The sequence below is a fragment of the Pseudomonas psychrophila genome (assembly GCF_001043005.1).
Taxonomy (GTDB): domain Bacteria; phylum Pseudomonadota; class Gammaproteobacteria; order Pseudomonadales; family Pseudomonadaceae; genus Aquipseudomonas; species Aquipseudomonas psychrophila.
In genome coordinates, this window is sequence record NZ_JYKZ01000004.1 from 62,301 (window position 1) to 75,696 (window position 13,396).

Genomic DNA, 13,396 nt, shown 5'->3' on the forward strand with positions numbered 1-13,396 from the left:
GCCTTTACTACAGCATTTGAAATACACCTCTAAAACTTGACTGTCGCCTGAACCACTACCCCGATGATCCGGCAGTTTTCATCAAACAGGGTCTTAGGATAGGTCGGGTTAAGTGGCTTCAGGTAACGTTGACCGCTCTCTTCGATCAATTGCCGAAATGTGCTCGCCTCTGACTCAGGTGTCAGGGCTATGACCATTTTGCCTGGCGTGGCCTCAATGTCCGGGTCGACCAGAATCATCATCCCTTGCGCGATGCTGACCCCCACCGGCGCGGTCATGGCATCACCCGTCACCTGCAACCAGAACGCAGCCCCTTTGGCGTAGTGATCACTCACCTCAAATATCGTGCCGGGCGGTGCAGCATAGCCAGCCTGCAGCTTCTCGCTGACCTGACCTGCCGTGACCCAGTCTCTCACCGGATAGCGGAATGCCGAGGTGATCTCGTAGGTGTATTCGTCAGCGCCAGGCTTGTCGCCTGCGTCACTGCGCTCACGAATTACCAGCGCGACTTCAAGGTGCTCGAGCCCAAGGGCATGCAACACGTTGTTCATCGTCGGCAAGTCGGGTTGGCGGCGTTTATTGAGCCAATGGCCGACTCCGCCCTGGGAAGCCCCGACGCGTTCGGCTAGTTTTTCTTGCGTGAGTTTTAGTTCGCGCAATTTGGTTCTGACTAAAGCGATCCATTTATCCATCTGCCGAACAATACGGATTGAATTCGACTCAACAATACACACATTGTATTATTTAACTTGAATATGAAAATACTTACTGTACTAATCTTGGTTGGCTGATTCGATAAATTCCTGAAACGCAGGCAAATCATGACTCCAATTACAAAAACCCCGCAGAAAAACGAGTCCGATTCCGAGCTCGAATCCTTAAAGGACACCGTCGCGACTCAACGTGCGCTGGACTATTATTTGAAACCATCTGTTTCTCAGCACACGGCTGAAAAAAAAGTGTTCCTGGTGAGCAGTGACGTGAGCCAGGAAGAAGCCTTGGTCCATGCGTCAGATTATCTGCGATGTGCAATTGCCAGCGCTCAAGGCGCCGCCGAACATCAGCAAGGACCTCAGCGTGACCTGCTGATGAGCCTCCTGTTCTTCATCGAATCATCCAAGCAACTGGTGGACAGGGCGATCGATGTGCAGCAACTGGCGGCCCATTGATGCAAGAGCAGGCGCCGGCTGCCCGATACGGACACCCGCGCCTTTCTCATCAAGCGTTGAGACGTTCGCGTGCGAGGCTATCGGCGATGCGCGTGGTGTTCTGATCCTCGGCTTTGGCCCTTAGAAAGATCTGACGCAGAGTTTCTCCAATGCCTTCCACGTGCTGACGAACCTGCTCGGGCGTGCCTCCGTTGTACTCGTAGGACACGTCAATAATACCGCCCGCGTTGATCGCATAATCCGGTGCATGCAGACAGCCCCGACGCCACAGCTCATCGGCATGGGAGGCTTTGGCCAGTTGATTGTTGGCAGCACCGGCAATGACTGGCGCACGCAGTAACTGCAAGGTTTCATCATTGATGATTGCGCCCAGCGCACAAGGCGAGAACACATCGACGTCCAGCCCGTAAATGTCTTGTGCCGTCACTGCGTGAGCGCCCAGCTCGTCAACTGCGCGACGCACGTTGGCCTCCTGAATATCGTGGACCCACAGCTCAGCCCCCGCCTCCTTCAATTGCCGGGCGAGGTTGAAGCCCACTTGCCCAAGACCCTGTACGGCCACACGCAGCCCCGTCAGGTCACTGCGGCCAAGACGTTGCAAGACCGCTTCACGCAAACCGATGAACACCCCGAGCGCCGTTGCAGGAGACGGATCACCGCTACGGGTGCCGCCCCCCAGCTGCTCACGCGTGCCAGCACCCACTACATGACGAGTGCGCTGGCCCATAAGAGCCATTTCGGTGACCCCGGTGCCCGAGTCAGCAGCCGTGATGTAACGCCCACCCATGCTTTCGACAAAACCACCCATGGCCTGGAACAGCGCTTCGTTCTTGTCCTTGCGCGGATCACCAATGATCACCGCCTTGCCCCCGCCCAACGGCAACCCGGCCAGCGCCGATTTGTAAGTCATGCCACGGGACAGGCGCAATACATCGTTCAAGGCTTGCTGCTCATCGGCGTAGGGCCACATGCGGCACCCGCCCAGAGCAGGGCCAAGACGGGTGTTGTGCACCGCAATGATGGCTTTGAGGCCAGTGGCCTTGTCATGGCAGAACTGGACCTGTTCGTGATGATCGAATTCGGGGTGAGTAAAAATCGGCATTGCATTCTCTCTCTTGTTATTAGCCTGGGAAACGAGTCAGACCGAGAAGTCAGTATCTGACCCAACGCAGGGGTGCGAAGCAAAAGAGTGAAGGTTTTGCCTAGGATTTTTCTTTCTAATTTGTAGGATTTCTTCTGCTAATCTGCATGAATCGTTCAAAAAAAATAAGAAATCAGATCAATTCATGCAGATTAAATTAAGCGCTATTGACCGTAAGATTCTTCGCCTGCTGCAACACAACGCCGACCTGTCTGCCGCCGAAGTGGCGGAACACGTGGAGTTGTCGCAATCGCCCTGTTGGCGTCGCATCCATCGATTGCAAGAGGAAGGCGTAATCGAGCGAAAGGTCGCCCTGCTCAATCCGAAAAAGCTTGGGCTCAATGTGGTGGTGTTCGTCAATGTGCGGCTATCCGGACATGGACGACGTCACCTGACCGAGTTTGAAGAAGCGATCACCGATTACCCCGAGGTGATCGAGTGCTACACGATGGCAGGCGACATGGACTATTTGCTGAAAGTGGTTACCCACGACATAGACAGTTATGAACGTTTTTTGCGCGATCACTTGTTACAGAAGCCGCACGTCCAGGAAGCCCACTCGAATATCGCCATGAGTGAAGTCAAACGCACCACTGAATTGCTGCTGGACTAGGGGTAAAGGCCGCGAGATAGAGCCTTGGGATGGGATAAGGAAATTTAATTTCCAAAAAGCGCGGGAAAATACTTGCTTTGCAAATGATAATGATTACTATTGCATGCAGCTGGTCGCGAGATCAGTCGATAATTCAAAGGACCTTAGGTCGGTCTTTTGAATTACCTCCTCATCAGGCTAATCACGGTTATTTGACCCGGCTTCTAGCCGGGTCTTTTTTTTGCGGCCAGTTATCTGGCTCTGCGTGCTTCAGGCTAATGAAGTCTTGTGTGCGGCCGGTTTTTTCGGTGACCGCTACGATGCCGACGATGATAGCAAAAGAACATCGGGAAACGGAAGCCTGAAGTCCTGGACTATGGCCGTAATGGCAATCTAGCACTTGAGAATCAATCGCAAAAACCCTACACTTGCGCAGCGTCAAGGACGACGCCCCCCTTCGCTTTTTCCTTCAACTTATTGTCCAAAATTCCGTATTGGCCTATAGCCATAGCGATGTACAGTAACGCCCACAATTATCAGATTTCGGGATTTTGACGATGACTGTGGCGCCCTCTTCACTTCATATCAGCAGCGACTTCGACAGCGGCAATATCCAGGTGCTGGATGCCAGCAACCCGCTGCAGGTAAAACTGGCCATCAGGCCGGATACCAAGAGCCCACACTTTCAGTGGTTCCACTTCAAGGCCGATGGCCTGACCCCGGGGCACACTCACCACTTTCAATTGAGCAATGCCGGCCAGTCTTCCTACAACAAGGCATGGGATGGCTATCAAGCGGTGGCTTCATACGATCAAGAAAACTGGTTCCGGGTCCCGAGCGAATTCGACGGTACATCGCTGAACGTTCACCTTGCCGCCGAACAGCCTCAAGCCTGGTTTGCCTACTTCGAACCCTATAGCCGCGAACGCCACGATCAGTTGATCAAAAACGCCTTACAGTGGTCAGGTTGCCAATTGCTGGCCACCGGCAAAAGTGCCGAGGGTCGCGATATCCAGTTGCTGCGCAAAGGCAACGGCGCCAGCCACAAGCGCAAGATCTGGATCATCGCCCAGCAGCACCCGGGCGAACACATGGCCGAATGGTTTATGGAAGGAATCTTCGAACGCCTGGAACAGGGCAGCGATCCACAGATGCGCAAGCTACTGGACTTTGCCGACTTGTACCTGATCCCGAACATGAACCCGGACGGCGCGTTTCACGGGCACTTGCGCACCAATGCCAACGGCCAGGACCTGAACCGGGCCTGGCAAAACACCAGCCCCCAGATCAGTCCTGAAGTGTTCTTTGCCCTAGAGCAAATGACTCACTACGGCGTTGACCTGTTTCTGGATATCCACGGCGACGAAGAAATCCCCTATGTGTTCACGGCAGGCTGCGAAGGCAATCCTGGCTACACCCCACGCCTGGCGACCCTAGATGAGCGTTTTCGTAGTCACCTCAGCGGCCTGACCAAAGATTTTCAGACCACCCATGGCTACACCCGTGACGAACCCGGACAAGCCAATATGACCCTGGCCTGTAACAGCGTCGGCCAGCGCTTTGACTGCTTGTCATTGACCCTTGAGATGCCGTTCAAGGACAACGACGATGCGCCGAACCCCCAGACCGGCTGGGATGGTAAACGCTCAAAGCAGTTGGCCAAGGACGTGCTGACCACCCTGTCGGCCATGGTCAAGGAACTGCGTTAAAAACTCACGTCCAGCACCACGCTGTCGGTATAGGTGCCGGCTGGCGGCGTGGCCTGGTCGGTGTAGATGCGGGCGTTGTAATTGAATATCTGACTGCCGCTGCCCAAGCCGTTTCCGGGATTGACCTCAGCCGTCGAACTGGCCCGCCGGGCAGCGCCAACGCTGCCCCAGCGGGTAGTGCCGGCACTCTGAAAAATGTCGTAAGCCAAATAGTTGCCGCCGGACATCATCTGCCGCCTCCCTCCCACGCTGACGGGGTGCGTGCCATCGCCCAAACCGACCGTATAGGCACTGCCCTTGGTGCAGTTGACACTGACGGTCTGGCTTACTGTTGAAAACGCGCTGACCACCGGTGCGCTGCCAAAACTGATCGAGGGTGCGCTGATGGTGCAGTCGTTGGCCACCGTCATGCTCACTGTCAGGGTGCTGATCTTGTTGGAGCCCGTGTCATATCCCAGGCAAATCCCCAACACTCCCAGCCCGGTGCAGTAGGACCAGTCCCAGCGAACATTCAGGGTTTCGGTGTAGACGCCAGCCGCCACGTTGTTGGCTGCAGTGGTGAAGTACAACGGGATCATACTGGGGGCCGTAGCACCCAGTAGACCATTGCTGGAAAAGTCGAATGCCTGGCCACGGGTGATGGGCTTCGCGATGCTGTTACTCGCATAAATGGTGTAAGCAATAACATCCCCGGTGGGGCCAACCATGCCGGAGTTGGAGGACGTGATCGTGGCCTTGAAATACGCTTCACCGAGCAGCGAAATCCCCCCGGCGGTGCAGGTCAGGCCCGCATTGGAGGATGACGTGCTTTGAGCCGCAGTGCGTACCAGAGTCGAGCTGATCGGGCCATAACTGGCCGGGCTGGCGACCCCCGCAACAGTGCAGCCGGCTTTGGCTTCGAACGCTGCCAAACAGCACAACAGTCCCAACCCGATTGCACACTTCATTGGCACACCACTCCCTCAATCAAGGGTACCTGGTCCGTCTCTGGCGGCAATCCAAACTGCGCCTTGCACGACTGGCCGTCGGGCATGATCACCTGCAGCGAGTTCTGCGCCGCCAGGTTTTCCAGGTACACCAGCCCGTCCCAGCCCACGACCGCACGAGAGCCGTTTTGCTCGTTCAATACCGCGCTGCCCAGCGCCAGATCCTGTTGCCGGGCATCAACCAGATGCACGCTGGCAGCCGCCACCCGGCTCAACTGGAACTCCAGTAAATAACCGCTGCCCCGGCGTACAGCCACGCGCTGCTCAACATTGGGGCTGAGGATATTGGCTGCCAGGTTCAGCGGATCAATCTCGTATTTACCGCGGTAATAAGCGCTGCTCCAGGGCACCAGCAAGTGACCGTTCTTGTCGGTATTGCCGATCCACTGGTTTTCGTAACGCACGCCTACATCGGGAAAACCGCCGGTACTGACGACCACAAAAGCATCGTCGATGCGGTTGGCGGCGAATGTTTGTCCGTCCATCCATACCAGCGAGCCGCTGGCATCTGCCCAGCGTGTCTGCTGATCCGACGTGCCATACACTCCAGCCTGCAACTGCACCGATTGCAGCCGCCAGGTCAGATCGGCCTGGCGGTACGCCGGCGCATCACCCTGGGCATAGCCCAGATTGAAACCAACACCCCCCTGGGTCGGGACGCTACGGCTGTAGTTGACCCGTTGTTGCGTCACCCCCGAACTGCTGCGCTCGGTGCCAAAACTGAAGTTGCCGCGCAGATCAAAGGGCACCACGATCTGCGCCTGCATCGCCCAGTTGCTGTCGCCCAATTCACGGTTGGCCGAGACATACAAGCTGCTGCTGAACCACAGCGGCGTGCTCCAGCTCAAGTTGAGCAGGCGCGTGCGTGTAGCATCGGCGGCCACCACATCGAAATACCCGGCCCCCAGACTCCCGAAACGATCCAGATCCACGGCCAGAGTTACTTGCTCGCTGCGTCGGCTGAGGCTGATGTAGTCAGTGTCGATGACCGTCAGGTCGGCGTAGTCGTCAAACCGTTGCAAGCGTTGATAGGCAAAGCTCACACCTTGCGAGCTGTACTGATAGCCCAGGCTCACCTGTCGGCCGCTGCGACCATCGAGCTGGCTTTGACTCACAGCGCTGTTGAGCACACCAAAGTTGCCCAGCTTGAGGTTGCCCCCCACCCCGCCCAGGGTCAGCGAGTCCGAGGCTTCAAGATGGCTTTCAAGCGTCACATTGTTGGTCAGGCCATAACGCAAGCTACCCGATGACACAGCAGGGCCGTAGGCAAAATTTTCAATCCCGTAGCCCCGACGCACACTGCCCGCCGAGACACTAAAGTCACTCAAGCCTTGCTGCAGCAAGGTACTGGTCACATAAAACGGTACGCTGGTAGAAACCTGCCGCCCCAGCGCATCAGTGGTCACCACCACAGCCTCACCGGCACCATTGATAAAAGGGACGTTAGTCAGGGTGTAGGGCCCCGGCTGCAAGTTTTCACTGGAAGACTTGTAGCCATTGATAAACAGATCTACCGACGACGGCACCGCCGCCTCTCCGGAAAACTGCGGCAATGGATAAGTCACCAGATCGGGGCGCACACCAAAATCCCGGGACAGCTGCACACCGCCCATGCGTAGGGCACTGGTCCAGGGCAAGGCGCCACTGATCAGGTCGCCAGCCTCGTAGGTGAGCATTCGTTCATCGTCAGAAAAGCGCCAGGTGGTGTCATAGCGCAGATAGCCGCTGTCCAGCGAGGTTTGCCCTGAGGTAACGATATTGCGCCGGTATTGCCCGGTATTGGACAACGTGCCCCAACTGTCAAACACCCGAACTTCGTTCCAGACGGCCAGATAAGAGCCCGCATCATCGGTGTCATTGAGGTAGGCATCGTAGTTGAACAACGCACCAAAGCTGCTGACGGCCTCGCTGTGCGGCAAGGTCGAGCGCCCCAGCACTTGCTCGGGCAACCAGTCGGGCGGCACATCCAGCAACAGGCGCTGGCCCTGTATGTCGTACTCACTGTGCAAGCCCGGCACACTGTCCAGGCCTACATCCTCTGGTGGTGTGAGGGGCAGGTGTATCCCGGCCTCCTGTAGCACACTCGCTTGCAGATACAGTTGACCTGCACGCTGCTGCACCTGCACCAGGCGTCCTGTGTTCATTTGGTTAACCACCAGTTCCAGATAGAGCTGGGCATCGGCAACAGCCTCCATGCTGGCGGGAGGTGGCGGCAATTCACCTGCCTCAGTCGATGGACCCCAGAGCGCACTGCACAGACCGATGCAGACGCACACCTGGGACCTCCTCACTTCCACGCCCAAGCTTTCAATGGCCGCTCCTTGCTACCACTTCCCCTGCGCAACAACCTTGAATGCCGGGCGAGCATGCCAAGGGCGATTGCCGAAGGTGACTTGCGAAAACGGGTCGATGCCCGGGTTATTGGCTTAAAGGCACAGTCTGCAACTGCGCCTGGCCATTGACACGGACCTGCAACGCATCGCCCTGAGCCGGGGCCGGCCAGCGCATCGTTGCCCCTGGCAACACGTAACCCAGCAACCCGTCCACGACCGGTTTGGACTGAGCACCCGACTTGAGCGCGGCCTCGGTCAATCGCGCATGTACCGCCCCGCGATTAACCACCTCGACATAAGGCTTGCCGTCGACCTTGACGGCGCGTCCGCTCAATTGCGGCAAGCCCGCACCGCTCGGGTCCCGAGGGCGGCTGGCATCCGGCTTGCTCCACAGCCCCGCGCCATAGGCAAACAACGGCACCGAATAGCGCATCTGCAAGCGGACAGCTGCCGCAGCCTTGTTGCTGCCGGCCTCTGAGGGAGGCAGCGGCATCGGGATCTCGTCAATGATGATGCGGTAAGCGTGCTCCTCGCCCGCCGGAAAAGTCTTGGCCCGGGTCAGGCGAATCAGTTGCTTTTGTCCGGGCTGGATGGTGGCTACAGGGGGGCTGCCAACCACATCGCGCTGGTTCTGGTACTTGTCGTCAAAGCCTTCCTGATTCCAGGCGAATACCCGTATCTGCAAGTTGGCGGGCGTGTCACCACGGTTTTCCAACCACAGGGCACTGGCCTGTTGGTCCGCTTCCAATACCGGATCGATAGGCCAGATCAAAATCGAACTGGCTGCCTGTGCAGACTGGGCCATGCCCAATACCAGCAAGCAAAAGGCCAGCCCCTGAAGTGGCCGTAAAAATGAATGCATAAACAGGCTCCTGATCCTTGGGCATCAATAAGAAATTTGCACCTGCAGCGTGTCGCTGTAGGTGCCCGCCGGCTGGTTGCCCGGCAACACCACATAGCCGTAAATCGGCAGGCTTATAGCGTTGGCATTGGTGTACGGCACGTTGACCGATTGCGCGATACCCAGGCTCTGGGTACGCGCTGCGTCTTGAAACAACTGATAGGCAATCTGCGCAGTACCGCTGCCCATCTTTAAATGCCGTCCGCTGACGTTATTCAAACCGCCATTGACTTGCATGCTTACACTGACCCCCGGCGTGCATTGCAGCGTCACACCACCTGCCAGCGCCACCGTCACTGGCGCGGTGGATAATGCGGAATACGTCCCGAAGCTCAAGGTGCCGTACAGCCCCCCCGTGCTGTTCACCAGACAACCCGCCACGATGCTGGCGCTGACCGGTAGCGCCGCTGTCAAAGCTGCATTCACCGTTGCACTGCCGGTGCACAGCAGCACCAGTGATAGAGCACGCAGCCATGCCACAAGGCTTAAAAAGTCAACACAACAGTAATGGTGTCGCTGTAAGTCCCGGCCGGCAGCCCGGACTTGCCGGTCGCTTTGCCGTAAATATTGACTGTTTGCTCCACACCCGTGCTCAGGGGCAGCGTGACGTTGCCACCGATAGCTACCAGCGTGGTATGGCCCGAGTCGCTGTACAGGTCATAGCCCACGTAATTGCTGCCACTGGCCAATGCCCGCGTGCCTTGCGCCGCCGCTAACCCGTCATGGGCACCCGTGCCGAGAGTGATCGCGGGAGTGGTCCCGGCCGAACACAGCACCTTCAGGGCTCCAGCCCCGCTCATTACCTGAGCGTTCGCGGTGTCGAACAGCGTCGTGGTCGTACCGAAGTCCAGCGCCCCGAACACCGCCCCACCAGCACCCACCACCCCGTTGATCAGGCAACTGCTCGTCAGCACCAACGAGGCATTTACAGTGCCACTCACGGTAGTGGCTGCTTGCACCGGGCCGGTCAACATCAAGCCCAACAATGAGAAACCCAGCGTTGATTTAAGTCCGCGCATCTTGCACCCCACTTTTGTTTACCAATCCAGCGTCACCCGCAGCGTGTCGCGATAGACGCCAGCCGGTAGCGCCACAGGATTTGCCATCACCATGCCATACACCGGGATCGGTACATGACCGCCACTTGCCACCACAAAATTGTGTTGCTGCCCGATGCTGTAGCTGTTGCTGCCAGCAGCATCGAGATACAAGCGATAAGGGATCATTTGCCGGCCATTACTCAGTCGGCGGTCTACGCCATTACCGTGATTGCCACCATCGATCGAAACCGTAAAACCTCGCACTGCAGGGTTACAGGTCACCCTCAAGTTGCTCTCGCTGCCATCTAGCAACACCTCGACCGGTGTATCCCAGGTCGGGCCTTTTGAGCCGAAATTAAGCGTTCCGAGATCATCGAGACGGTTTTCCTCTCCAGTCCCCACTCCACTGCTCACCTGGCAACTGGCCATAATCACCAGACGCGCCTGAATCTGTCCGCTGACCATGGCCGCCTGTGCACCGCTGACCAAAAGCCCGCAGGCTGCAAGCAAGGCTGACAACTGAGCAGGGCCGGCCATATTCATACTCCTGGCACTACCACGTGAGAGTGACTTTCAACAGGTCCGCATACAGTCCTGCTGGGGGGATCTGACGCAACGGCTCGATCCGGCCATACAACGGCAACTCAACTGAACCGCTCTCAGGCACTGTGCCGCTGACAGGCACATTGACCGACAACGGGATCTGGCGGGCCGGATCGCTAAACAGTCGATAAGGAATGGGCGGGCTATCCGGCCCCAGGGCCAAATAGCGAACATCTGCGGTGCCACCATGCTGGCCACCGTCGACCTGAATTTGATAGGTGGTATCGGGATTGCATTCCAGGCGCGGTAAACGCGGGTTTATCAGCGATGCACCCAAGGGTGCCGAGGGACCGTCCAGCCGCGCAGTACGGCCGAAATCAAGGAGGCCCAAGGACTCAACGCCAGCGTCGCGGGTTATGCCCACCAGTTGGCAGCCTCGTTCGACGATGACTCGAACCTGAACCTCGTACTGCGCAGACCAGGCACAGGTACTGAACAAGGAGCCTATGATGACTATCCCTAGACGGCACTCCATGACCTTTCCTTGTGTGCATTTATAGGATGAAGGCTAGCATCGAAGGACGATACGTCCAGCCGTGTAAGAAATTAAACAAAGTTAAACGAAACCTAACTCTTAACTCACAGCCCCTGCACGCAAATACTCGGCCCCACGCTGATTAATCGTTATCATGCGCGACACTTTTGCCCCACCCTCGAGTACCCGACCCTGCTTATGGATACCCTCGCCAAACTGCGCGCCGGCCAACTGGCGGGCCTCAAACGCCTTGATCTGTCGTGTGGGCTGACCGAGTTCCCGCCCGAAATTTTCCAGCTGGCCGACTCGCTGGAAATTCTTAACCTGAGCGGTAACGCCCTAAGCAGCCTGCCCGATGACCTGCATCGCCTGACCCGTTTGCGCATTCTGTTTTGCTCGGACAATCAGTTCACCGAGCTACCAGCTTGCTTGGGCCAGTGCGCACAGTTGAGCATGATTGGGTTCAAAGCCAACCAGATCCAAAGTGTGCCGTCTGCTGCGCTGCCACCTTTGCTGCGGTGGCTGATCCTGACCGACAACTGCATCGAGCAACTACCCGAAGCACTGGGCCAGCGCCCCCTGCTGCAAAAGCTGATGCTGGCCGGTAACCGTCTCCAGCAACTGCCCCGCAGCCTGGCCGGCTGTGAGCGTCTGGAACTGATCCGCCTGGCGGCCAACCAATTCAGCGAGCTGCCTGACATGCTGCTGGCACTGCCAGGCCTGAGCTGGCTGGCATACGCCGGTAACCCGTTGCAAGAAGATGCCAGCGCCCGTCGCCAGCCCGACAACACCCCGAACATCGATTGGTCGCACCTTGAGCTTGAGCACAAACTGGGCGAAGGCGCCTCCGGCATCATTTATCAAGCACGGTGGAGCCGCCCCGGTCAGGCTGACCAGTCAGTTGCCGTCAAGCTGTACAAGGGCAGCATCACCAGCGACGGCTCGCCACTCAATGAAATGAACGCCTGTATCGCCGCAGGCCGGCACCCCAACCTGATCAAGGTATTAGGACGTGTCGCCGGGCATCCTGAGAATCAGGCCGGTCTGGTCATGGAGCTGATCGACCCGTCGTTCATCAACCTGGCGGCCCTCCCCAGTTTCGATACCTGCAGCCGTGATGTATATGCCGACAGCACCCGCTTTACCGGCGACAGCGCTTTGCGTATCGCTCGCGGCATCGCCTCGGCGGCAGGTCATTTGCACGCGCAGGGCATCTGTCATGGCGACTTGTACGGGCACAACATTTTGTTCAATGCACAAGGCGAATGCCTGCTGGGGGATTTTGGTGCAGCGTGCTTCCACGCCATCGACGACAGCCCGCGCAGCCGTGCGCTGCAACGTATTGAAGTACGTGCCTTCGGGATTTTACTGGGGGAGTTGCTGGAGCGGATCGATTCAGGCCTGAGTGATCAACGGCGCAGTGCGTTACAAGGCTTGCAACAGCGTTGCATCCAGCCGGAGGTGTTGGCACGACCTGGGTTTGCTGAGGTTAACCAGATACTGGGATAAGTGCGTAGCAGCTGCCGAGGAACGAAGGCTGCGTTCGAACGCGAAGCGGTCGTAATGTCATAGTTCACGGTGTGTCGAATACACCGAAGACTCAGGTTTTACGACCGCTTCGCGCTCGAACGCAGCCTCGTTCCTACGGCAGCTGCTACGGAGTCAGGGCAGACTCAGGCCAGCGCTACAAACATGTCCTGCACGTCGTCCTGCTCTTCCAGCTTGGCCAGAAACTCCTGAACTTCAGCCATTTGCTCGTCAGTCAAACCACTGACCGGGTTTTTCGGCTGGTAGCCCAATTTGGCCGACAACACGGTGAAGCCTTGCTCCGGCAGTGCTTTTTGCACGGAGTCCAGGTCAGTCGGCTCAGTGATGAACAAAGTCGTGCCTTCGTCTTCACCTTCTTCGAAGTCCTGGGCACCCGCTTCAATCGCGGCCATTTCAGGGTCTGCATCCGGGGTATCAGGCTTGGCTTCGATCATGCCGACGTGGTTGAAGTCCCATGCCACCGAACCCGAAGCGCCCAGTTGGCCTTTGCGGAAAGCAACGCGGATTTCAGCCACGGTGCGGTTGATGTTGTCCGTCAGGCACTCAATGATCAGCGGTACCTGATGAGGTGCAAAGCCTTCATAGGTCACACGATGGTATTGCACGGCTTCAGTACCGATACCGGCACCTTTGTTGATCGCACGCTTGATGGTGTCAGCCGGCATCGAAGCCTTTTTGGCCTGTTCGTAGACCAGACGCAAGTGCGAGTTCATGTCCGGATCTGCGCCGTTGCGAGCAGCAACTGTCAGTTCCTTGGCCAACTTGCCAAAAATCTTGCCGCGGCTGTTGGCGGCGTCCGCTTTATGTTTAACCTTCCACTGTGCGCCCATAACTCACTCTCTCAATCTGGTGTGTCGCGGCCTGTCGGCCGTCGAATGGGCGCAAGTTTATACGGCAAG

14 protein-coding genes are annotated in these 13,396 nt (G+C 57.5%); 4 read left to right on the forward strand and 10 right to left on the reverse strand.

Annotated elements, in window-relative coordinates; genetic code table 11:
- Nucleotides 1–29: 29 nt before the first annotated feature.
- Nucleotides 30–692, reverse strand: coding sequence for a LexA family protein (locus tag TU76_RS11610; protein ID WP_019828370.1), 663 nt, complete (start codon nucleotides 690–692; stop codon nucleotides 30–32).
- Nucleotides 693–821: 129 nt separating this feature from the next.
- Between TU76_RS11610 and TU76_RS11615 the strand changes: the two genes are divergently transcribed.
- The gene (locus tag TU76_RS11615) at nucleotides 822–1,169 is read left to right on the forward strand and encodes a DUF6124 family protein (protein WP_048351696.1); all 348 of its coding nucleotides are present in this window, start codon (nucleotides 822–824) and stop codon (nucleotides 1,167–1,169) included.
- Between the two features lie 49 nt (nucleotides 1,170–1,218).
- On the opposite strand, the gene TU76_RS11620 is transcribed toward TU76_RS11615, so the two are convergent.
- On the reverse strand, nucleotides 1,219–2,271 hold the full coding sequence (locus tag TU76_RS11620; protein ID WP_048351697.1) for a Glu/Leu/Phe/Val dehydrogenase dimerization domain-containing protein: 1,053 nt from the start codon (nucleotides 2,269–2,271) through the stop codon (nucleotides 1,219–1,221).
- Between the two features lie 184 nt (nucleotides 2,272–2,455).
- Here TU76_RS11620 and TU76_RS11625 point away from each other — a divergent pair, with 184 nt between their 5' ends.
- A complete protein-coding gene (locus tag TU76_RS11625; RefSeq protein WP_019828373.1) occupies nucleotides 2,456–2,923 on the forward strand; it encodes an Lrp/AsnC family transcriptional regulator in 468 nt (155 codons plus the stop codon).
- A gap of 536 nt (nucleotides 2,924–3,459) precedes the next feature.
- Nucleotides 3,460–4,611, forward strand: a complete 1,152-nt coding sequence (locus TU76_RS11630) for a M14 family metallopeptidase (protein WP_019828374.1) — start codon at nucleotides 3,460–3,462, stop codon at nucleotides 4,609–4,611.
- Here TU76_RS11630 and TU76_RS11635 read toward each other — a convergent pair.
- The 7 genes from TU76_RS11635 to TU76_RS11665 form a co-directional block, all read right to left on the reverse strand.
- On the reverse strand, nucleotides 4,608–5,558 hold the full coding sequence (locus TU76_RS11635; RefSeq protein ID WP_048351698.1) for a Csu type fimbrial protein: 951 nt from the start codon (nucleotides 5,556–5,558) through the stop codon (nucleotides 4,608–4,610). The two genes, TU76_RS11630 and TU76_RS11635, sit on opposite strands and share 4 nt — an antisense overlap.
- Nucleotides 5,555–7,792 carry a fimbria/pilus outer membrane usher protein gene (locus TU76_RS11640; RefSeq protein WP_231984438.1) on the reverse strand — a complete coding sequence of 746 codons (2,238 nt, stop codon included), beginning with the start codon at nucleotides 7,790–7,792 and terminating at the stop codon, nucleotides 5,555–5,557. Before TU76_RS11640 ends, TU76_RS11635 begins: the two co-directional genes overlap by 4 nt.
- Before the next feature lie 223 nt (nucleotides 7,793–8,015).
- Complete coding sequence (locus TU76_RS11645; RefSeq protein ID WP_046810836.1) at nucleotides 8,016–8,792, reverse strand: fimbrial biogenesis chaperone; 777 nt, start codon at nucleotides 8,790–8,792, stop codon at nucleotides 8,016–8,018.
- A gap of 24 nt (nucleotides 8,793–8,816) precedes the next feature.
- On the reverse strand, nucleotides 8,817–9,311 hold the full coding sequence (locus tag TU76_RS11650) for a Csu type fimbrial protein (RefSeq protein ID WP_019828378.1): 495 nt from the start codon (nucleotides 9,309–9,311) through the stop codon (nucleotides 8,817–8,819).
- 5 nt (nucleotides 9,312–9,316) lie between these two features.
- Complete coding sequence (locus TU76_RS11655) at nucleotides 9,317–9,850, reverse strand: Csu type fimbrial protein (RefSeq protein WP_048351699.1); 534 nt, start codon at nucleotides 9,848–9,850, stop codon at nucleotides 9,317–9,319.
- 18 nt (nucleotides 9,851–9,868) lie between these two features.
- Nucleotides 9,869–10,408 carry a Csu type fimbrial protein gene (locus TU76_RS11660; protein ID WP_019828380.1) on the reverse strand — a complete coding sequence of 180 codons (540 nt, stop codon included), beginning with the start codon at nucleotides 10,406–10,408 and terminating at the stop codon, nucleotides 9,869–9,871.
- 16 nt (nucleotides 10,409–10,424) lie between these two features.
- Nucleotides 10,425–10,949 (reverse strand): Csu type fimbrial protein, encoded by a 525-nt coding sequence (locus TU76_RS11665; protein ID WP_048351700.1) that lies wholly within the window; start codon nucleotides 10,947–10,949, stop codon nucleotides 10,425–10,427.
- Between the two features lie 198 nt (nucleotides 10,950–11,147).
- Between TU76_RS11665 and TU76_RS11670 the strand changes: the two genes are divergently transcribed.
- Complete coding sequence (locus tag TU76_RS11670; protein WP_048351701.1) at nucleotides 11,148–12,458, forward strand: protein kinase; 1,311 nt, start codon at nucleotides 11,148–11,150, stop codon at nucleotides 12,456–12,458.
- A gap of 164 nt (nucleotides 12,459–12,622) precedes the next feature.
- Here TU76_RS11670 and TU76_RS11675 read toward each other — a convergent pair whose 3' ends face one another.
- Nucleotides 12,623–13,327, reverse strand: a complete 705-nt coding sequence (locus TU76_RS11675; protein WP_019828383.1) for a YebC/PmpR family DNA-binding transcriptional regulator — start codon at nucleotides 13,325–13,327, stop codon at nucleotides 12,623–12,625.
- Nucleotides 13,328–13,396 lie beyond the last annotated feature (69 nt).

Coding starts and splice junctions, on each gene's coding strand:
- TU76_RS11610 (WP_019828370.1), bottom strand. CDS start 692: ATGGATAAATGGATCGCTTTAGTCAGAACCAAATTGCGCGAACTAAAA.
- TU76_RS11615 (WP_048351696.1), top strand. CDS start 822: ATGACTCCAATTACAAAAACCCCGCAGAAAAACGAGTCCGATTCCGAG.
- TU76_RS11620 (WP_048351697.1), bottom strand. CDS start 2,271: ATGCCGATTTTTACTCACCCCGAATTCGATCATCACGAACAGGTCCAG.
- TU76_RS11625 (WP_019828373.1), top strand. CDS start 2,456: ATGCAGATTAAATTAAGCGCTATTGACCGTAAGATTCTTCGCCTGCTG.
- TU76_RS11630 (WP_019828374.1), top strand. CDS start 3,460: ATGACTGTGGCGCCCTCTTCACTTCATATCAGCAGCGACTTCGACAGC.
- TU76_RS11635 (WP_048351698.1), bottom strand. CDS start 5,558: ATGAAGTGTGCAATCGGGTTGGGACTGTTGTGCTGTTTGGCAGCGTTC.
- TU76_RS11640 (WP_231984438.1), bottom strand. CDS start 7,792: ATGGAGGCTGTTGCCGATGCCCAGCTCTATCTGGAACTGGTGGTTAAC.
- TU76_RS11645 (WP_046810836.1), bottom strand. CDS start 8,792: ATGCATTCATTTTTACGGCCACTTCAGGGGCTGGCCTTTTGCTTGCTG.
- TU76_RS11655 (WP_048351699.1), bottom strand. CDS start 9,850: ATGCGCGGACTTAAATCAACGCTGGGTTTCTCATTGTTGGGCTTGATG.
- TU76_RS11660 (WP_019828380.1), bottom strand. CDS start 10,408: ATGGCCGGCCCTGCTCAGTTGTCAGCCTTGCTTGCAGCCTGCGGGCTT.
- TU76_RS11665 (WP_048351700.1), bottom strand. CDS start 10,949: ATGGAGTGCCGTCTAGGGATAGTCATCATAGGCTCCTTGTTCAGTACC.
- TU76_RS11670 (WP_048351701.1), top strand. CDS start 11,148: ATGGATACCCTCGCCAAACTGCGCGCCGGCCAACTGGCGGGCCTCAAA.
- TU76_RS11675 (WP_019828383.1), bottom strand. CDS start 13,327: ATGGGCGCACAGTGGAAGGTTAAACATAAAGCGGACGCCGCCAACAGC.